This is a genomic window from Ralstonia sp. 22111, assembly GCF_052045895.1.
GTDB lineage: Bacteria > Pseudomonadota > Gammaproteobacteria > Burkholderiales > Burkholderiaceae > Ralstonia > Ralstonia wenshanensis.
On the sequence record NZ_JBQEPR010000008.1, the window covers coordinates 169,562 to 189,248 of the forward strand.

Below are 19,687 nucleotides of genomic sequence, written 5' to 3' on the forward strand. Positions count from 1 at the left end.
CTGTTTTGTAATAGGTGATGCGTGCCTTCGAGTCGAGGCGTTAACTCACGATGCCCATGTGCCAGGGCACGAATTCATGGTCGCCCAGGCCAAGCAGTTCGCTCTTGGTGCGCTCGCCCGCGGCGGTGCGCAGGATGTGCTCGAAGATGTCCTGGCCCATCTCTTCCACCGAACGTTCGCCGTCGAGAATGCGGCCGCAGTTGATGTCCATGTCTTCTTCAAGCCTGCGGAACATGGGCGTGTTGCTGGCGAGCTTGATCGTCGGTGCGGGCTTGGAGCCGAACATCGAGCCACGCCCCGTGGTGAAGCAGATGAGGTTGGCGCCGCTGGCAATCTGGCCCGTCACGGCGACCGGGTCGTAGCCGGGCGAATCCATGAAGACAAAGCCCGCGCGGTCGATGGGCTCGGCGTATTCGTACACGGCCTGCAGCGGCGTAGTGCCGCCCTTCATGGCCGAGCCGAGCGACTTTTCGAAGATGTTGGCCAGACCGCCCTGCTGGTTGCCGGGGCCCACCACGCCGTTGAACTGGCCGTTGTGGCCGCGGGTGTAGTTCTCCCACCAGGCGAGCCGATCGAGCAGCTTCTGGCCGACTTCCGGCGATACCGCACGGCGCGTGAGCATGGTTTCTACGCCGTGAATCTCCGGCGTTTCCGACAGGATGGCCGTACCGCCATGGCGCACCAGCAGATCCATCGCCGCGCCGAGCGCCGGGTTGGCGGTAATGCCCGAGAAACCATCGGAACCGCCGCACTCCAGGCCGATCTTGATATGACTGGCCGATACCGGGCGGCGAACGATGTCGTTGGCCACCGGCAGCATCTTCTGGATGGCGCTGATGCCCGCCTCGATGGTGGCGCGCGTGCCGCCCGTGTCCTGCATCACCAGCGTGTGCATCAGCTTGCCGGCTTCCAGGTCTTGGCTCGTCATCAAATCCGCCACCTGGTTGCGCTCGCAGCCCAAGCCGACGATCAGCACACCCGCCAGGTTCGGATGCCGCGCATAGCCCGCCAGCGTGCGGCGCAGCACATCGAAATGCTCCGATGGCGACGACATCCCGCAACCGCTCGTCTGTGCAAACGCCACCACGCCATCCACATTGGGAAACGGCGCCAGGCGCTCGGGCGTGAACCACGCCGCAATGTTCTTGATGACGGTGGATGAGCAATTGACCGACGCCAGGATGCCGATGAAGTTGCGCGTGGCCACACGGCCATCGTGCCGGACGATGCCATTGAACGTTGCGCGCTGCGCCTCCGGGATGTAATCGACCGGGCGCACATCCAGGCCAAAGCCGGGGTCGCGTGCGTAATCGATCAGCTCGACGTTGTGCGTATGAACGTGCTCGCCGGCTTCGATGTCGCGTGCGGCCCGGCCAATGATCGTGTCGTACTTGCGGATGGCTTCGCCCTGCGCGATCCGCCGCGCGGCGATCTTGTGACCGGCCGGCACCTGCGCGCGCAGGCGCACCGTCGTGCCGTTGATCGACAGGTTCGCCCCAAGCGACAGCCCTTCGCGCGCAATCAGCACGTTGTCTGCCGCGTTCAACTGAATCAGCGGCCCAGCGTACGTTGGGGTTGCCTGCAACATCCTTTGCTCCTCCGGGCTGTCTTCTGGTGCAGCCGTCGTTTATCGTCAGTTTTCATGTTACCGGTTTATGTAACCGGTAACATTGGCGCAATCGTAGACGCGTTTTGCGATAATTGCTAGCCCCTTTTTTCCTGTGTTTCCCTAATCGGCCCATCGATCACGTGACCAAGCCCACCACCGTGTCCCTCGTAGATACCGCGCCCCCCGTCACACGCCGCGCGCGCAAGAGCACCGGGCGCGTCACATTGAGCGACCTTGCCAAGCTGGTGGGTGTGACCAAGGTGACGGTGTCCCGCGCGCTGAACACGCCGGAGCTGGTGTCGGGCGACACGCTGGCACGCGTGCGCGAAGCGGTGCGGCAGACGGGCTACACACCGGACCTTGTGGCGGGATCATTGGCATCCAACCGCAGCCGGTTGGTCGTTGCGCTCATCCCGACGATTGCGGGCAGCGTGTTTCAGGAAACGGTGGCCGCGCTCACCACAGAACTGGCTGCGGCGGGCTATCAGTTGCTGATCGGCCAGAGCGGCTATGACGAATCACGCGAAGATGCGCTGCTCGATGCCATCGTCGGACGGCGCCCTGCGGGCATCGTGCTGACCGGCGTGGTGCACTCGGCCAGCGTGCGGCAGAAGCTGCAGGCTGCCGGCGTGCCGGTGGTGGAAACGTGGGACATCACGCGCAACCCGCTGGACATGCTGGTGGGCTTCTCACACCAGAAGGTGGGGCAAGCGGCGGCGCGCTATCTGAAGCAGCGCGGCGCAAAGCACGCCGCCGTCATCACGCCGAACGACCGCCGCGCGCAGGCACGCGCGCAAGCTTTCGTGAAGGCCTTCGGCTCAGGGGCCGACATTCCCATGATTGCCGCCGAATCCCCCGCCAACCTGGGCGACGGCCGGCGTGCGCTGGGCACATTGCTTGCGCAGCATCCGGGCACCGATGCCATCTTCTGTGGCGCCGACATCCTTGCGCTCGGTGTGCTGATGGAAGCGGAACATCGGGGCATTGCCGTGCCCGGCCAACTTCGCGTGGTCGGCTACGGCGACCAGGTGTTCGCCAAGGACACCACGCCTGCGCTCACGACCATCCGCATCGACGGAACGGGCATCGGCAAGCTGGCGGCAACGTTGCTGATCGATCGCATCGAACACGGCGACGAAGAACGCCGCACGGTCGATGTGGGTTTCACGCTCGTTGAGCGCGACAGCGCGTAGCGCTCAGGCAGTCGCCGCATCCGCATCGAGCGGAAACACGGGCCGCTGCACCTTCGCAAACGGAAAGCGCGCGTAGTCTGAACTCGTTACGCCGCCGCCGTCGCACTCCACCACGGCCTTGGCAATCGGAACAAAGACGGGCCGGCAGTACATGCGCGACTTCAGCAGCACGAAGCGCGCGGCACGTGGGTCCACACCGATGTGCGTGAAGATGCCGAGGTCCCAATGCTCCTGCGGCGTCTCGGTGACGACAATCTGCGCCGCGCCGATGTCGAGCAGCGCCGTGCGGCCCATGCGGATACGTTGCCCGGTATAGGTGGGCCCCGTGATCGTGTATTCGCCGTCGCTGATGGCGACGACCTTGCCCGTCAGCGCGCGCGGCACCGGGTAGATGCCCAGTTGGGTGAGCGGCACCTTGTCGCCTATGGGCAGCGTGACCGTGGCACCCTCGCCCGCCTCGATCATGGCCGCGACGGCTTCCGGATCGCACACCGGCCCGACAGCGATGCCGCTCAAGCCTTGCTTCAACGCTTCGTGCAGGACGTGCATGTCGTCGCACGTGCCGCCAGACATGCAGTTGTCGCCGTGGTCGAGCAGCAGCACGGGGCCGCTGACCGGGGCGTCGGCCAACTTGGCCGCGCGCGTGATCGATTCGGTCAGCGGTTCTGAGCGGTAGACGAACCCTTCGCGGTCGGCCCAGATGGCGTCTGCAATGCGTTGCGCAGTCGCGTCGGCAGCGTGCTTGTCGCCGTTGCCGACCACCACGATGGAAAGGCACGGGGCGGCTATGTCCGCCAGCCCAAACCCGGCCAGGATTGACACGGCCAGCATGCCGTCTTTCTCTGCCTGCCTGGCCAGCGCCACGGCACGGTGCATCGCGCCTTCATCGGTGCAGCTGCGCAGCGTGTGCGTGACCAGCGGCAAGCGGCGCCATGCCAGCACAGGGTTCGCACGCCCGGCCAGCTTGTCGAACAGCAAGCGGCCGGCGTGCTCGCCGGTCTCGTACATGTCGACGTGCGGATACGTCTTGAAACTGACGGCGATGTCGGCCAAGTCGATGAACGTTTGCGTGAGGTTGCCGTGCAGGTCCAGCGCGACGGCAATCGGCACATCGGGCACGACCGCGCGCAGGCGTTCGAGCAGGTCACCTTCACCGTCGTCGCTGTTCTCCGCGACCATCGCGCCGTGCAGGTCGAGCAACAGCGCATCGCACCCGGGCGCCGCCGAGACGATGGCGTCGCACAACGTGGTGTACGCGTCGGCTGCCACGCGCCCGCTGGGGTTCGCACCGGCAACGACGGGCACGACGATTTCCGCACCGGCCGCCTCGGCCAGATCGATGAACGCACCGGCCGCCGTGCGCGTGCCCTTGGCGGCGCGATAAGCGTCATCGCCGTAGTGCGGATGGAACGATGCCAACGGCGTCGGCACCGGCGAGAACGTATTGGTCTCGTGATTGAAGCGGGCGATCAGGATACGCATGGGCGGTCGGGTGGTGGTGTCAAACGCGGCCGGCGGCCTGCAGCATCGCGTGCAGCAGCACGTTGGCCCCGGCTTCCAGATGTTCGGGGCGGGCGTCTTCGATCTCGTTGTGGCTGATGCCGTCCTTGCACGGCACGAAGATCATCGCGGTGGGGGCCACGCGGGCAAGGTAGACCGCGTCGTGGCCTGCGCCGCTGATCACATCCATCTCTGACAAGCCCAGCTTGCGGGCTCCGCTGCGCACTGCGTTCACAAGCGTGGCGTCAAACGGCTGCGGCGGGAAGTAGACGACCTGGCGCAAGGCGATATCGATGCCGCTGCGTGCGCGCAGTTCGGCCACTGCCTCATGCAGTGCCGCGTCCATGTCGGACAACATCGCATCGTCGGCGGCACGAAAATCGATCGTCATCGATACTTGGCCCGGAATCACGTTGCGCGAATCCGGATGCACGCTCAGACAGCCCACCGTGGCGCGCGCATGCGGCGGGCGCTCGAGCGCGATGCGGTTGGCAATGCCGACCAGTTCTGCGGCGGGCAGCAACGCATCGCGGCGCAGCTCCATCGGCGTGGGGCCGGCGTGCGCCTCCATGCCGGTCAGGACCACGTCGTACCAGCGCTGGCCAAGCGCGCCCGTCACCACGCCAATCGTCGTGGCGTGCGCTTCCAGCACCGGCCCTTGCTCGATATGCGCTTCAAAGTAGGCGCCAACCTGCCTGCCGCCAACTGGCTCGGCGCCCGCGTAGCCGATGCTGTTCAGCGCCTCGCCCACGGCCACGCCGTCGCGGTCTTGTGCGGCCAGCACGGCGTCCAGCGCAAACTCGCCGATGAACGCGCCGGAGCCCATCATCACCGGCACGAAGCGCGAACCTTCTTCGTTGGTCCACACAGCCACTTCGATGGGCGCTTCCGTTTCGATGCCCGCGTCGTTGAGCGTGCGCACGACCTCGATGCCGGCAAACACGCCGTAGTTGCCATCGAACTTGCCGCCGGTCGGCTGCGTATCGATGTGGCTGCCCGTCATGACGGGCGGCAGCGCGTTGTTGCGTCCCGGCCGGCGCGCGAACAGGTTGCCGATGGCATCGACGCGCACGGTGCACCCAGCAGCCTTTGCCTGCGCGACAAAGAAATCACGCCCCTGGCGGTCGAGATCCGTCAGCGCCAGGCGCCGCACGCCACCCTTGGGTGTCGCGCCAATGCTGGCCTGCTGCATGAGCGTGTCCCACAGGCGCGCGCCGTTGATACGGAGTTGAGTCTCTGTCGTCATCATTTCTCGCAAGTTCATGCAGCCAGGCCGACACCAAGGTAGCGGTCCTTGATGGCGTCGTCGGCGCGGAAGGCTTCGTTGCTGCCGGTGTAGACCACACGGCCCTGTTCAATGATCACGTGGCGGTCAGCGAGCTGCGTGCAGACCTCCAGGTTCTGCTCGACCAGCAGGATGGACACGCCCGCCTGCTTGATCATCTTCAACTGCGCGACGATCTCTTCCACGATGACGGGCGCCAAGCCCTCCACCGGCTCGTCCAACATCAGCAGGCGCGGGTGGTTCATCAGCGCGCGGCCAATGGCCAGCATCTGCTGCTCGCCACCGGATAGGTTGGCGCCGCCGTTGCGCCGCCGCTCATGCAGGCGCGGGAAGATGCGATAGATGTCGGCCAGTTGCCACGGAGAATCCCGCCGCGCGCCGAGCTTCAGATTCTCTTCCACCGTCAGCAGCTTGAAGATGCCGCGATGCTCGGGCACGAGGCACAAACCCTGCGCGGCAATGCGATGCGCCGGCTGTCCGGCAATGTCCTTGCCCCGAAAGCGCACCTGCCCACGCGGCGTCACCACACCGGCGATCGCCTTGAGCGTGGTCGACTTGCCCGCGCCATTGCGGCCGAGCAGCGTCACGAGTTCACCCTCGCCCACCGATAGCGCCACGCCCTGCAGCACGTGGCTCTTGCCGTAATAGCCGTGGAGGTCTGCAACGTCGAGAATCGCCGTCGTCGTCATTTCTTGCCTCCCGTGATCATGTTGCCGAGGTACGCGGCGCGCACGCGCGGGTCCGACCGCACGGCGTCGGGCGTGCCCTCCATGAGCACCTTGCCCTGCTGCATGACGGTGATCGTGTCGGAGATGTCCATCACGATGTCCATGTTGTGTTCGATCAGCACGACGGTGTGGTCCTGCGCCAGGCCGCGAATGAGCGTCTTCATGGCGGGCAAATCGTCTACGCCCATGCCGGAAGTCGGTTCGTCGAGGAAGATCGCGCGCGGGTTGGCGGCCAGTACCATGCCGACTTCCAGCCGACGCTGCTGGCCGTGCGAAAGGGCAGCGGCCGGCGTGTCGGCCAGGCGCGGCAACTCAAGCCGATCCAGCACTCGGTCGACCGTATCGGTGCAGGCCAGATCGCCCTGCGGCAGGCGCCAGCCGTGCATGGCGCGGCGTGGCGTGGTGCCGAGTGCCGCCAGGCGCAGGTTCTCGCGCACGGAAAGACTCGGGAACAGGCTCGTCACCTGGAACGAACGCGCGATGCCGCGCTGCACGCGCTGGAAGTCTGCCTCGCGCGTCACGTCATGGCCATCGAAGACGATGGTGCCGCTGGTGATCATGCGTGTGCCCGTGAGCATGTGGAACAGCGTGGTCTTGCCCGCGCCGTTGGGGCCGATGACGGAGTGGACCGTGCCGGGCATCACACGCAAATCGACGCCGCCCAGTGCGGTGAACTTGCCGTACTGCTTGACGATGCCCGTGGCTTGCAGGATGGGCGTGGTGGTCATGCGCTTTCCTCCTGCACCGCCGGTGCGTTACGCGGTGTACGCACGCGCTGCCACAGCTTCTGCCCGAGCCCGAACAGCCCGCGCTGCATGAACAGGCTCACCGCAATCAACAGGAAGCCGAGCAACATGAGCCAGCGCGGCCACAGGCTGGAGAGCCAGTCTGACAGCAACACATAGAACGCTGCGCCCAACACCGAGGCAAACACGTTGCCCGTGCCGCCGATGACGGTCATCACCAGAATCATCTCGCTGACGTGGTAGTCGATATTGGCCAGCGGCGCGATGCCCGTGAGCATGGCGTGCAGCGCGCCGGCCAACCCAGTAACGGCACCGGAAATGACAAACGCCAGCAGCTTGAATGCGCGCACGTTGTAGCCGACGGCGAGCGCACGTTCTTCGTTGTCGCGGATCGCCAGCAGCGTGCGGCCGAATACCGATTCCGTCACGCGCTGCACGAGGAAAAACACGACAAGGAACAGCACCGCGACGAACGCGTAGAACGCCCACGGCGACGCCGCAAACGCCGGGCGCGGAATGTCGAGCAGGCCGTTGTCTCCGCCCGTGAGCGATGGCGTGGTGTAGGCCAGGAAATAGAACATCTGCGAGAAGGCCAGCGTGAGCATGACGAAGTACGTGCCGCGCTGCCGGATGGCGAACCACCCAACCACCGCCGCCACGATTGCGCCGACAACTACGGCCAGAACAAGCGCCACCGGCATCGGCAGCGCCAGTTGCGTGAGGCCGATGCCCACGGCATAGCTGCCCAGTCCGAAGAAGATGCCCTGCCCGAACGACAGCAGCCCCGTGTAGCCGAGCAGCAGGTTGCAGGCCATCACGGCCATCGCATAGACGAGCACTTCGGTGGCCAACGTGCCGGACGTCAGCACCAGCGGCAGCAACAGCGTCACGCCCAGCGCCAGCCACCAGAAGCGGTGACGCAACAATCCCTGGAATGCGGCTTGCATCATCCCCTCCCCAGCAGGCCGTGTGGGCGCAGCAGCAGCACGGCCGCCATCGCCACGTAGATCATCAGCCGCGCGCCCTCGGGCCACAGCGTGCTCATCAGGCTCTGCACGATGCCGACCAGCAGGCCGCCGACCAGTGCCCCCGCAAAGCTGCCCATGCCGCCCACCACCACCACCACGAAGGCAACGCCGAGGGCCTCCACGCCCATGAAGGGTTCCGCGCCGCGAATGGGCGCAGCCAGCACACCGGCCACCGCCGCCGTCGCCGCACCCAGGGCAAACATCAGGCTAAACAGGCGAAACACGTTGATGCCGAGCAGCGAGACCATCTCGGTCGATTCACTGCCTGCGCGCACCGCGCTGCCCAGGCGCGTGCCCTCCAGCAGCCACCACAGCCCGAGCGCCAGCACGGCAGTAAAACCGATCACGAAGAGGCGATATTTCGGATAGACGAAATCGCCCCACATCACCACGCCCTGCAGCGCATCGGGCGCCGGCACATCCACGCCCAGCGGCCCCCACGCCACGATGATGAGTTCCTGCACCACCAGCGCCAGCCCCACGGTGACGACGATGTGGAACTCGTGCGCCTGCGCATACACGTGGCGCAGCAGCACCTTCTCCGTCACCCAGGCAAGCGCGCCGATGACGATGGGCGCGAGCACAAGCGCCAACCAGAAATCCATGCCCATCTGCAGGGCCTGGAAGCAGAGATACGCACCGAGCGCATAGAACGCGCCGTGGGCAAAATTGACGAAGCGCAACAGCCCGAAGATGATCGACAGCCCCACCGCCAGCAGGAAGTAGAGCATGCCGATCCCCACGCCGTTGACGACCTGGAGCAGGTAGACGTTCATTGGAATCGCAGGTGGAGAGACGAGCACCCGCACCCTACGTTGAGTGCGGGCGTATGACGCATCAGGTCAGCTTGCACTGCGTCTGTTCGACCGGCAGGAAGGCCTTGCCCACCGACACCACTTCGGCAAAGTCGTCCTTGTCCTTCATGCGGTTCTTGGGCTTGCCCTTGAGCAGGTAGTAGTTCTTGAGCACCTGGTGGTCAGCCGCGCGAATCTCTTCGGGGCCCGTCAGGCCGTCGTACTTCATGCCCTGCAGCGCGGCAATCACGGCCTTCGGATCGGCGCTGCCGGCCTTGATCATCGCGTCGAGCAGGATCTTGGTGCAGGTGTAGGAGCCCGCGAGGCTGTAGTTCGGGTTGGACTTGAACGCAGCCTGCGTGCGCTTCACCAGATCGTGGTTGGCGGGCGTATCCACGTCGTGCCAGTACTGCGCGCCAAAGTACACGCCATCGCACAGGTCGGCGCCGAGCGATTCGAACTGCTCCAGGCCAGACGCCCACGCCACCAGGATCGTCGTGTTCTTCTTCATGCCGAAGCTCACCGCCTGGCGCAGCGTGTCGGACGATTGCGAGCCGAAGTTCAGGATCAGCAGCACGTCGGGCTTGGCGGCCATCGCGTTGGTCAGGTAACCGCTGAACTCCTTCTCGGTGAGCGCGTGGTAGCTGTTGCCCACATGCTCGATCCCCTTTTCCTTGAAGATGTTCTTGGCCGCCGAGAGCAACCCGTCGCCAAACACGTATTGCGGCGTGATGGTGTACCAGCGCTTGGCCTTGGGCATCGATTCGATCAGCGGGCGCACGGTGCGCTCGATGGCGCCGTATGTGGGCACCGACCAGCGGAAGGTCGCGCGGTTGCAGTCCTTGCCGGTAATTTCATCGGCCCCTGCGGTGGTGATGAACACGCCGCCAAACTTCTCCGCCTCCTTGCCCATCGCCAGCGATTCGGACGACAGGATGCCGCCCGCGAAGTAGCGCGCATTCTTCTGCTGCGCGAGTTCCTGCACCTTGCGCACGGCCGTGGCCGGCTTGCCTTCGGTGTCGAGCACGCTATACGCCAGCGGCCGGCCAAGCACCTTGCCGTATTGCTCCACGGCCAGCTTCATGCCGAGGTCGGCAAACTTGCCGTTGGCGGCAAACGGACCGGACATCGGCACCGGGCAGCCCAGTTCGATGGCATCGGCCGCCCACGCAGAACGGGCCTGCAGCAGCGAGGCGGGCACGGCGGACAGCGCCGCCAGTTTGAGCAAGTCTCGACGATTCAAAGCGCACTCCTTGGGTTCATGTGGATGACAGAACAGCGCTCGGAGCCACCACCGACGGCAGCTTCCTCCTAGCCTTGACCGGCGAGGTTTTCGCCGACCATCACGTCGAGCAAGAACCAGACCAGTTTCTTATATTTGTTATGATAAATAGGCGAAATCATCATAGAAGCCGCGTCCACGCCGCGTCAACGACGACGAGGTCGGTGTTTACGCCAAGGTGTGTGCGATGGAGGTGCCGGGCGACGATGCGGAAACGCGGTGCGTGCGCACGATCGAAGGGCATGCATGCACCACGTCGGGCAGCCCGTGCAGCACAACCCGGCAGTTAGAATGCGCGCAACTAGGAACGGACATTCATGGCCACACTCGGAGCAGGCAAGACGGCGTCAATCGGCATCCGCAAGCAGAAGCGCGCCGACCTCGTTGCAGAAGAACTGAAGCGGCTGATCACGCAGCGCAACCTCAAGCCCGGCGACAAGCTCCCGCAGGAGATCAAGCTGCAGGAAACCTTCGGGGTGAGCAAGGGCACGATTCGCGAGGCGCTCAAGTCTTTGGAGGTGCAGGGCCTGGTGAGTGTGAGCACGGGGCCCGCCGGCGGCGGCACCATCGTCGAGGTGCCGCTGGACCGCACGTTCCAGCTCATGCAGAACTATCTGTTTTTCAAAGACATCGGGATTGCAGACGTCTACACCGTGCGCCGGCTGCTTGAGCCAGAGCTGGCCGCCGGGGCGGTGCCGCATCTGACGGACGACGACTTCCGCGCGCTTGAACACACCATCGACCTGTGCGACCCGGCTTCTGCCAAGGCCGCTGCGCCGCTCGACCAGCGTCAGGAAGACCTGAGCTTTCACGACATCCTGGCCGCAGCCAATCCCAACCCGATGCTGCGGTTCTGCTGCGAGCTGATCAACGAAATGATTCGGCAGCTTGTGGTGTTCGGCAACGAAACGTCACCGAAGGACCACGCCAAGTTCGGCGCGTCCAACGTCAAGTTCCACCGGCAGATTCTGGATGCGGCACGCGCGCGCGACGCCGAGACCGTACGCGAACTCATGAGCACGCACATGGAAGACTGCACCCATCACGTCACGCGCATGAAAGGCCGGGTGCACGGCCGCCTCGTGCTCGACTCCGAGATGCCGCGCCGCCATCGTCCCGTGCTCGACGAACACGACGACAGCGGCCACGAAGACTGATCGCTCAGTAGGTTTTGTACGGCAGGAACTTGCCGCTCATGACGATGCGCACGCGATCGCCCTTGGGGTCGGGCTCGCGGGTGAGGTCCATGTTGAAATCGATCGCGCTCATGATGCCGTCGCCAAACTCCTCGTGGATCAGCGCCTTGAACGTTGTGCCGTACACGCTGACGAGTTCGTAGAAGCGGTAGATCAGCGGATCGGTCGGCACTGCCGTGGGCAGCGACCCCTTGTACGGTGGCACCTGCAGCAGCGCGATGGCCTCTTCAGGCAGATCCAGCGCCGCGCCAACGGCCTTTGCCTGCGCTTCGGTCAGCGTCATCTGGCCGAGCAGCGCTGCGGTGCTCCATTCCTTGCTGTGGCCGATCACCTCAGCCAACTGCGTCCACGTCAGTTTCTTTTTGATCTTCTGCAGGACGATCAGATCCGTTACGTATTCGCGTTGCATGGCGGCTCCCTGGGTTGGCTGAGAAAGTGCAGCCCGCGACATGAGCAAGGTCAATGCCAACCAGGGACCGCCGCGCCTGCTTTGCGGAGGTTGCGCAGATGACGGCCATGCCGCCATCGCGCTTTGAGGCGTGACGCGAAGCGCGTCAGAACCAGTGCATGATCCCGGTGTACACGCCTTGCTGGCCCGAACCCGGCGACGGCTTGCCGCCGCCCGCCTCAACCGAGAAAGACGCATTGCTGCCGTTCATCACGGTACCGATGGTGCCGTACAGCAACGTGCGCTTCGAGAAGTAGTAGTTGGCGCCCACCGTCAGCAGCGTGCCATTTCCGCCGCCCTGGTTGCGGTTCGCCCGGTATGCACCGCCGATCAGCGTCAAAGCCGGTGTGATCTGATAGTTGGCCCCCAGCCAGTAGGTTTGCTGGTGGGTCGCGCCGGTCGGGTTGTCCGCATCCGCAACAGTGGCGCCGCCCGACTGGATACGGCTGTAGCCGCCGAACAGCTTGACGTCACCGATCTGATAGGTGCCACCTGCCGTGAACAGGCGGGAAGCCGTATAGAGGTTGGTGAACTCGCCGTTGGTGTCGCGAATTTCTTCGTAGAACGCCTTGAGCATCAGCGGGCCGCTCTGGTAGGCCAACGCACCGGCAAGCTGCCTGCCGGCATTGAAATGCCCTGCGGTTCCGTTCAGGCCCGCCTGGGCGCGGAACGAGAAGCCGCCCCAGGTCGGCGAGTTGTAGGTGATCGCCTTCTGGCGCGAGCCCCAGGTGCGGTTGGCTTGCAGCGTCTCGGCGCCCATGTTCTGCAGACCCATCGGGTCAATCGACCATGTCTCGCCATCGGGGATGCCCATGGCGCGGCCCAGCAACAGCGTGCCGTACGTCTTGCTCGACAGCCCGACGACCGCAAAACGATTGAACAGCGCATCCGACGAACCGGAACCCGAGTTGAAGCCGTTCTCGAGGTTCATCACGGCAGACAGCCCGCCACCCAGATCCTCGGAACCCTTGAGGCCCCACATGCTGGTCCCCCATTGGTTGCCGCCGTACTGCAGGTTGCTGGCGGTGCCGTTTGCTGTCGCGATCTTGTTCGTGTAGTCGATGCCGCCGCCGACGCGGCCATACAGCGTGACACTGCTCTGCGCGGCAGCTAGGCCGCTGGTCGCTGCCAGCAGGGCTGCAGCGGCCGCGATGGCAATCCGCTGGGATGGGTTCTTGATACGCATAGCTTTCGTCTCCTCAATTTGGCGTTGTCTTTGTTCGTTCGAGCCGAGTCTCTTGGCGGGCCCGGACAGGAGAATGAGGAGAATTGACAGCGCTGTCAATGTAGGGAGTTGCCCTAGTTCTTTGCCAAGGCACGTCACTGCAAGGCGTTGGAGACAATCGCGTGTGGTGCCTCGGACCTAGGGCAAATCCCGAGATTGACAGCGCTGTCAATTTTGACCATTCTCCAGTCCCAACCGGCCCGTGAACCGGATGCCGGTGCCGGCCAAAACGCCCTTGCGCGTGATGGCGACGAATCTCCATGTGCGCGAGCCGTCCTGCGGCTGGCCACAGAGCCGTCGATGTACTTCCGTCCTAATCTGCAGTACATCTTGCATCCGGACGGCACCAGCCAGAACAAGAACGCGTTCGTGATCAGGCTGACAGCCGGCATAGCGTTCTGAACGACAACATCAATGAAGAAGGAGACATTCATGCTTTCCCGCGTACTGAACACCATTGCCGCTGCCGCGGTCCTCACTTTCGCAGCCACCTCGGCCCACGCCAGCAAGGAAGCCCCGGTGATCGGCTTCTCGATCGACGACCTGCGCGTGGAGCGCTGGACGCACGACCGCGACTACTTTGTCGAATCGGCCAAGAAGCTGGGCGCGACCGTGAACGTGCAGTCGGCCAACGCCAACGAAGCCAAGCAGATCGCCCAGATCGAAAACCTGATCGCCCAGAATGTCGACGTGCTCGTGATCGTGCCGTTCAACTCCAAGGTGCTGGGCAACGCCATCGCCAGCGCCAAGAAGAAGGGCATCAAGGTGGTGTCGTATGACCGCCTGATCCTGAATGCCGACATCGACGGCTACGTGACCTTCGACAACGTGAAGGTGGGCGAGCTGCAGGCGCAGGGCGTAGTCAAGCTGGCACCGAAGGGCAACTATTTCCTGCTGGGCGGCGCCGCCACCGACAACAACGCCCGCCTGCTGCGCGAAGGCCAGATGAAGGTCCTCAAGCCGTACGTCGACAAGGGCGACATCAAGATCGTCGGCGAGCAGTGGACGCCGGAGTGGGACCCCTCGAAGGCGCAGAACATTGTTGAGAATGCGTTGACCGCAAACAACAACAACATCCAGGGCATCGTTGCCTCCAACGACGGCACGGCCGGCGGCGCCATCCAGGCGCTGGCACGCCAGAAGCTGGCAGGCAAGGTGCCGGTGTCGGGTCAAGATGCCGACCTGGCCGCCGTGCGCCGCGTGGCTGAAGGCACGCAAGCCATGACGGTCTACAAGCCGATCAAGGAAATTGCCGCCACCGCCGCCGAGATGGCCGTCGACTTCGTCAAGGGCACCACGCCCAAGTTCAACACCAAGCTGAACAACGGAAAGAAGGACGTCGATACCGTGCTGCTGACCCCGACGCTGCTGACCAAGGACAACCTGGATAGCACCGTCGTCAAGGACGGCTTCTATACGCATCAGCAGATCTTCGGCAAGTAAGCAGCCGGTGCAGCAGTCGGTCGTCGGTCATCGGCGGCCAGTGGTCAGTCGTAGTCAGTAGGAGAACGCCATGAGCAGTAACGGCACCCTGTTCGAGATGCGCAACATCGTGAAGTCGTTCTCCGGTGTGCGTGCGCTCGACGGCGTCAGCCTGGCAGTCAAGCCGGGCGAGTGCGTCGGATTGTGCGGGGAGAACGGCGCCGGGAAATCGACCCTCATGAAGGTGCTGTCGGGGGTCTACCCCTACGGCACCTTCGAAGGCGAGATCCTGTGGGAAGGTGAGCCGCTGCACGCGCATTCCGTGCGTGACAGCGAGCGCGCCGGCATCGTCATCATCCATCAGGAGCTGATGTTGGTGCAGCAGCTCTCCGTCACGGAGAACATCTTCCTCGGCAACGAGATCACCAAGCCGGGGGGCCGCATGGACTACGACGCCATGCACGCCAAGGCGGAAGAGCTGCTCGCCCGCCTGCGCCTGACCGACGTGAACGTGGCCGCGCCCGTGATGAACTACGGTAGCGGCCACCAGCAGCTCTTTGAGATTGCCAAGGCGCTGGCCAAGAACGCGCGGCTGTTGATCCTGGACGAGCCGACGTCTTCGCTGTCCGCCAAGGAAATCGAGGTGCTGCTGTCCATCATCGACGACCTCAAGCGCAGCGGCGTGGCGTGCGTGTACATCTCGCACAAGCTCGATGAGGTCAAGCGCGTGTGCGACACCGTCACCGTCATCCGCGACGGCAAGCACATCGGCACGCGCCCCGCCGCCGAAATGACCATCGACAACATCATCACGATGATGGTCGGTCGCGAAATGACATCGCTCTTCCCCAAGGTGGAACACACCGTGGGCGAAGTCGTGATGGAAGCGCGCAACGTCACCTGCTGGGATGTCACCAACCCGAACCGCAAGCGCACCGACAACGTGAGTTTTGCCGTACGCCGCGGCGAGATTCTCGGCGTTGCCGGTCTGGTGGGCGCCGGGCGTACGGAGATGGTATCGGCGCTGTTCGGCGCCTACCCTGGCCGCTCCAGCGCCGAGATCATCATCGAAGGCAAGCCGGTCAAGGTCAGCACACCCGCGCAGGCGATTGCCAACGGCATCTGCCTGGTGCCCGAAGACCGCAAGCGCCACGGCATCGTCCCGCTGATGGCCGTGGGCGAGAACATCACGCTCGCCACGCTGGCTCAGCACGCACGCGGTTTGCGTGTCGACAAGGGCGCCGAACTCACCACCGTCGACCGCGAAATCAAACGCCTGCGCATCAAGACCGCAAGCCCCGCACTGGCGATTGCCAGCCTCTCCGGCGGCAACCAGCAGAAGGCCGTGGTCACGAAGATGGTGCTGGCGATGCCGAAGGTGCTCATCCTCGATGAGCCCACGCGCGGTGTCGACGTCGGCTCCAAATACGACATCTACAAAATGATTGTCGACCTGGCCGCCAGCGGCGTGGCGATCATCATGGTTTCTTCCGAGATGCCGGAAATCCTTGGCATGAGCGATCGTGTCCTGGTCATCGGCGAAGGCCAGTTGCGCGGCGACTTCGTCAATCAAGGCTTGACCCAGGAGCGCATCCTGGCTGCTGCAATCAACGCTGAACCCGGCCGCCAAGCGGCTTGAATTGCCATGTCCAATATCCTGCAATCCCAACTCGCCCGCCAAAACGGCGGCAATGGCGGCCCGCGCCTGGATGGCCGCGCCATCCAGCAACTGTTCGTGCGCTACAAGGTGCTGGCGCTGCTGCTGGCCGTCGCACTCATCTGGATCTTCTTCTACTTCCAGACCAACGGCACGTTCCTCAAGCCCAACAGCATCTCCAACCTGTTCCTGCAGATGTCGGTGACGGGCATGCTGGCCTGCGGCATGGTGTTCGTCATCATCGCGGGTGAGATCGATCTTTCAGTCGGCTCGCTGCTGGGCCTGCTGGGCGGGCTGGTCGCCATCCTCACCGTCAACCTCGGATGGAACACCTGGCTGGCTGTGGGCACGGTGCTCGTGGCGGGCGCGGCCATCGGCGTGGTCAACGGTTTCATCACGACCAAGCTGCGTGTGCCGTCGTTCATCGTTGGCCTGGGCGGGATGCTGGCCTTCCGTGGCTTGCTGCAATGGAGCACCGACAGCGTGACGATTGCCCCGGTGCCTGATGACCTCGGCAACCTCGCGCAGGGCTTCGTGCCGGCATGGTTGTCGTGGTCGCTGGCTGCCGTCATCGTGGTGGGTTCGGTTGTGCTGACCGTGCGCCGCCGTCGCGAGCGCGCTCGCCTATCGCTCTCGCTCACGCCGATCTGGGCGGACGGGCTGAAGCTGCTGGCCATCGCCGCAGCATCGTTTGGCTTTGTCGCAGTGCTCAACGACGCCAGCGGCGTGCCGCTGCCCGTGCTGATCCTGCTGGTGCTGCTGGCCATCTTCTCGTACGTCGCTACGCAAACCGTGTTCGGCCGTCACGTCTATGCAGTGGGCGGCAACATGGAAGCCACGCGCCTGTCCGGCGTGAACGTCGGCCGCGTCAAGCTGCTGGTGTTCGTGCTGATGGGCCTGATGTGCGCGTTCGCGGGCATCATCACCACGGCCCGTTCGGCCGCAGGTTCGCCCTCCGCCGGTGTGGGCGGCGAACTGGATGCCATCTCGGCCTGCTTCATCGGCGGCACGTCGATGCGCGGCGGCTCGGGTACGGTGTACGGCGCGCTGATTGGCGCGCTCGTCATGGCCAGCCTCGACAATGGCATGCAGCAGATGAACGTCGACGCCTCGTGGCAGATGATCGTCAAGGGTGTGGTGCTGGTGGTCGCAGTGCTGATCGACGTGCTGTCGGGCTCCAATCGCGGCTGACCTCGGCGGCTGACGTCGGCAGACGCCACACAACTCCTGGGCCCGTCTAGGCCCCCTCCTGATCTCGAACGACACGGCGGCGCGCGATGGTGTTGCAGCGCCAGCCGCCGGTCGCGCCTTTCTTTCCTTCATCCCGAACGGAATTCCACATCGTGGCTGACTACCAAACCCCTGCTCGCGTTCTTGTGACCGGCGTCGCTGGCAACCTAGGCCGCAAGGTCGTCGAGGCACTGGCCTCCGCCCCGTGGTGCACCTCCATCATCGGCGTCGACTGGGTTGCACAGAACATCGAGTTCTCTCCGCAAGCGGCCCAACGTTTCCAATGGGTCAAGGCCGACCTGACGCAAGCCGATGGTGCATGGACGGATCTGCTGAGCAACGTCGATGCGGTCATCCACCTGGCTGCCATCCACTCCACGCCAGACGCCACGTGGGAGCAGGCGCTGGCCTCCTACGGAATGACGCTCAATGTGCTGCAGGCCGCCGCCACGCACGGCGTGCGCCGCTTCGTGTTCGCCTCGTCCAACCACGCGATGGGCGCATACAAGGACCAACCCCTGGCCGGCACCATCGGCCCCGGTAAACTCACCGCCGAGCTACCGCCCGCCCCAGGCACGCGCTGGAATAACGGCACTGAAGACGTCTACTCACTCGCCTACGGAACGTCCAAGGCAATGGGCGAACGGCTCTGCAAGGCAGTGGGCGCCGTCTGCGCAGCCAACGGCGGCAAGCTGTCGATCGTGTCGCTGCGCATCGGCTGGGCGCTACCCGACGAGAACGACCCCAACGACATCAACTATTCCGGCACCGCCGGCACACCCGTGCCGACCGAGTTGCCCGATGAGGCCAGCCGCGTCGCACTGCGCTGGTTCCGCAACATGTGGCTCTCGAATGGGGATTTGCGCCGGCTTTTCCTGTGCTCCATCACGGCCGACCCGGCGCGCTGGCCAGCACCGGCCATCGTCGTGAATGGCGTGTCGAATAACAGAGGAATGGATTGGGGCCTGGAGACCGGGCGCGAGTTGCTGGGGTATGACCCGCAGGATGATTTGTATGGGTTGATTGGCGTAAGGCAATAGCGCTCCACGCAAAAGCCCGGCAATGAGCCGGGCTTTTGCGTGGAGCGTAGGAAAATCAGGCGACTTGAACCGGCCGCAGACTCTCTCCTTCCGATTCAGGCTCTTCATCGAGTGCGGCATTGCCACGACCACCCTTAAAAGCACGCAGCTTCTCCAGTAGCAGCGCGCTCAGAGTCCCGAGCGCGACACCACCGATGAGCGACAGCAGCGCCAGCGCAAGCGAACTTGGCCCCGAACGGTATTCCGGCAAAGTCGGGCCCGAAACAAAGCGCGCCTCTGTGATGTGCTTGTTGCGCATCTGCTCGGCAATCACCATGAGCTGGTTATAAATCTCGCGGGTTTTGTCGTCTTTAAGATCTTTGCCCGTGAACACAGCTTGAGCCGTCTTTACAAACTCGGTCAGCAACGCGCTACCGGTCTTAGCTTGGCGGGTACCTTGGTCGATACGTTCGTAGAATTCATTGCGCAGAGCGTTCTGCTCGGCGTCGCGTTCCAGCAATGTGAGTTGCGATTTCAGGTCAGCAATTTCGGTTTCAATGCCAACGAGCTGCGCAACGGGAGACAGATAGCGCGACGCGTTGGCGTCACTGCCGGTCGAAAGCAATTGACGCGCTTCCATCTTCGATGCTTCAGGGTACTTGCCCGCGATCAAGCGGGCCGCTTCGAGCCGGCTGGATGCCTGGGTCAGGGCCAGCCTCTTCTGGATGATCAGGTTGTCGATCTGTTGCTTTTTCGCCTTGGCTTCGCCAGCTTTGGTGTAAATGGTATCCAGGAGATCTTCACTCAGCATGGTGTCCTTGATGTAGTCCCCCATCAGTTGGACACGCGCTTGCGCGTTCTCTGCCGACCGATCCTTGAACGTAATCGAGAACCCCAGGATCCCGACGGCGTCGAGCATCCCTTTCGCGTCGGTGAGGTAACGCAGGTCCTCTTTCGATAGCGGCAGAACCGCCTGCACGTGCGCCTGGACGAAGCGTTCGCTCAGACTTCCCAACAAATACTGACCGTTGACATCGCCAATTTTCTTGTTGTCTTCGAGATAGCGCTGTAGCGTCTCGCGATCCCAGAACGCAGCCTTCTGGACGTTGTATTCCGCAAACTTGCGGGGTGCGCGCATGAACCCTTCGCTGGAGTACTGACGGCCAACCCAAAATGAGAGCGCAAAAATCAGTAAGGAGAATACGGTCGCAAACAGAATGATCTGTTGTCGTAGTTCCCAGCAGCGCGCAATGAAGGCTTGCAAATCAACATCGAATGAATCGCCATCGTCATACGCCGCAGGATTAATCTTCTTCATTACCTCT

At 63.9% G+C, this 19,687-nt stretch carries 18 protein-coding genes; 7 read left to right on the forward strand and 11 right to left on the reverse strand.

Translation table 11 applies throughout. The annotated features are described in order from the left end of the window. Positions 1–40: 40 nt before the first annotated feature. Positions 41–1,588 (reverse strand): UxaA family hydrolase, encoded by a 1,548-nt coding sequence (locus ACTJK4_RS19830; RefSeq protein WP_440077732.1) that lies wholly within the window; start codon positions 1,586–1,588, stop codon positions 41–43. 161 nt (positions 1,589–1,749) lie between these two features. On the opposite strand from ACTJK4_RS19830, the gene ACTJK4_RS19835 reads away from it, so the two are divergent. Next, positions 1,750–2,802, forward strand: coding sequence for a LacI family DNA-binding transcriptional regulator (locus ACTJK4_RS19835; protein WP_440077731.1), 1,053 nt, complete (start codon positions 1,750–1,752; stop codon positions 2,800–2,802). Between the two features lie 3 nt (positions 2,803–2,805). Here the strand turns inward: ACTJK4_RS19835 and ACTJK4_RS19840 are convergent, their stop codons facing one another. From ACTJK4_RS19840 to ACTJK4_RS19870, 7 genes are all read right to left on the reverse strand, one after another. Further along, positions 2,806–4,284 carry a M81 family metallopeptidase gene (locus tag ACTJK4_RS19840; protein ID WP_440077730.1) on the reverse strand — a complete coding sequence of 493 codons (1,479 nt, stop codon included), beginning with the start codon at positions 4,282–4,284 and terminating at the stop codon, positions 2,806–2,808. A 19-nt stretch (positions 4,285–4,303) separates the two neighbouring features. Beyond that, positions 4,304–5,548: a Zn-dependent hydrolase gene (locus ACTJK4_RS19845; protein ID WP_440078086.1), complete on the reverse strand. Its 1,245-nt coding sequence runs from the start codon at positions 5,546–5,548 to the stop codon at positions 4,304–4,306. A 14-nt stretch (positions 5,549–5,562) separates the two neighbouring features. Beyond that, a complete protein-coding gene (locus ACTJK4_RS19850) occupies positions 5,563–6,276 on the reverse strand; it encodes an ABC transporter ATP-binding protein (protein ID WP_414563213.1) in 714 nt (237 codons plus the stop codon). Next, positions 6,273–7,043: an ABC transporter ATP-binding protein gene (locus ACTJK4_RS19855; RefSeq protein WP_440818752.1), complete on the reverse strand. Its 771-nt coding sequence runs from the start codon at positions 7,041–7,043 to the stop codon at positions 6,273–6,275. Before ACTJK4_RS19855 ends, ACTJK4_RS19850 begins: the two co-directional genes overlap by 4 nt. Continuing rightward, positions 7,040–8,008 (reverse strand): branched-chain amino acid ABC transporter permease, encoded by a 969-nt coding sequence (locus ACTJK4_RS19860; RefSeq protein ID WP_440818774.1) that lies wholly within the window; start codon positions 8,006–8,008, stop codon positions 7,040–7,042. The genes ACTJK4_RS19855 and ACTJK4_RS19860 overlap by 4 nt, the downstream gene beginning before the upstream one ends. Next, positions 8,008–8,865 (reverse strand): branched-chain amino acid ABC transporter permease, encoded by an 858-nt coding sequence (locus ACTJK4_RS19865; protein ID WP_316879779.1) that lies wholly within the window; start codon positions 8,863–8,865, stop codon positions 8,008–8,010. Before ACTJK4_RS19865 ends, ACTJK4_RS19860 begins: the two co-directional genes overlap by 1 nt. 61 nt (positions 8,866–8,926) lie before the next feature. Beyond that, a complete protein-coding gene (locus ACTJK4_RS19870; protein ID WP_440818753.1) occupies positions 8,927–10,126 on the reverse strand; it encodes an ABC transporter substrate-binding protein in 1,200 nt (399 codons plus the stop codon). Between the two features lie 356 nt (positions 10,127–10,482). On the opposite strand from ACTJK4_RS19870, the gene ACTJK4_RS19875 reads away from it, so the two are divergent. After that, positions 10,483–11,322, forward strand: a complete 840-nt coding sequence (locus tag ACTJK4_RS19875; RefSeq protein WP_440077727.1) for a FadR/GntR family transcriptional regulator — start codon at positions 10,483–10,485, stop codon at positions 11,320–11,322. Between the two features lie 4 nt (positions 11,323–11,326). Here the strand turns inward: ACTJK4_RS19875 and cynS are convergent, their stop codons facing one another. Beyond that, positions 11,327–11,770 (reverse strand): cyanase, encoded by a 444-nt coding sequence (cynS, locus tag ACTJK4_RS19880; RefSeq protein WP_440818754.1) that lies wholly within the window; start codon positions 11,768–11,770, stop codon positions 11,327–11,329. Between the two features lie 145 nt (positions 11,771–11,915). Continuing rightward, entirely contained in the window at positions 11,916–12,995 is a 1,080-nt protein-coding gene (locus tag ACTJK4_RS19885) for a porin (RefSeq protein ID WP_260803529.1), read from the reverse strand. 213 nt (positions 12,996–13,208) lie between these two features. On the opposite strand from ACTJK4_RS19885, the gene ACTJK4_RS19890 reads away from it, so the two are divergent. The 5 genes from ACTJK4_RS19890 (at position 13,209) to ACTJK4_RS19910 (ending at position 18,383) form a co-directional block, all read left to right on the forward strand. After that, on the forward strand, positions 13,209–13,436 hold the full coding sequence (locus tag ACTJK4_RS19890; protein ID WP_260803530.1) for a carbohydrate porin: 228 nt from the start codon (positions 13,209–13,211) through the stop codon (positions 13,434–13,436). Positions 13,437–13,466: 30 nt separating this feature from the next. Next, complete coding sequence (xylF, locus tag ACTJK4_RS19895) at positions 13,467–14,477, forward strand: D-xylose ABC transporter substrate-binding protein (protein ID WP_232038879.1); 1,011 nt, start codon at positions 13,467–13,469, stop codon at positions 14,475–14,477. A 70-nt stretch (positions 14,478–14,547) separates the two neighbouring features. Beyond that, positions 14,548–16,095 (forward strand): xylose ABC transporter ATP-binding protein, encoded by a 1,548-nt coding sequence (locus ACTJK4_RS19900; RefSeq protein WP_440818755.1) that lies wholly within the window; start codon positions 14,548–14,550, stop codon positions 16,093–16,095. A gap of 6 nt (positions 16,096–16,101) precedes the next feature. After that, positions 16,102–17,304: a sugar ABC transporter permease gene (locus ACTJK4_RS19905; protein WP_232038877.1), complete on the forward strand. Its 1,203-nt coding sequence runs from the start codon at positions 16,102–16,104 to the stop codon at positions 17,302–17,304. A 152-nt stretch (positions 17,305–17,456) separates the two neighbouring features. Next, on the forward strand, positions 17,457–18,383 hold the full coding sequence (locus tag ACTJK4_RS19910; RefSeq protein ID WP_433868371.1) for an NAD-dependent epimerase/dehydratase family protein: 927 nt from the start codon (positions 17,457–17,459) through the stop codon (positions 18,381–18,383). 55 nt (positions 18,384–18,438) lie between these two features. Here ACTJK4_RS19910 and ACTJK4_RS19915 read toward each other — a convergent pair whose 3' ends face one another. Continuing rightward, positions 18,439–19,680 carry a hypothetical protein gene (locus tag ACTJK4_RS19915; RefSeq protein ID WP_260803534.1) on the reverse strand — a complete coding sequence of 414 codons (1,242 nt, stop codon included), beginning with the start codon at positions 19,678–19,680 and terminating at the stop codon, positions 18,439–18,441. Positions 19,681–19,687: the final 7 nt, after the last annotated feature.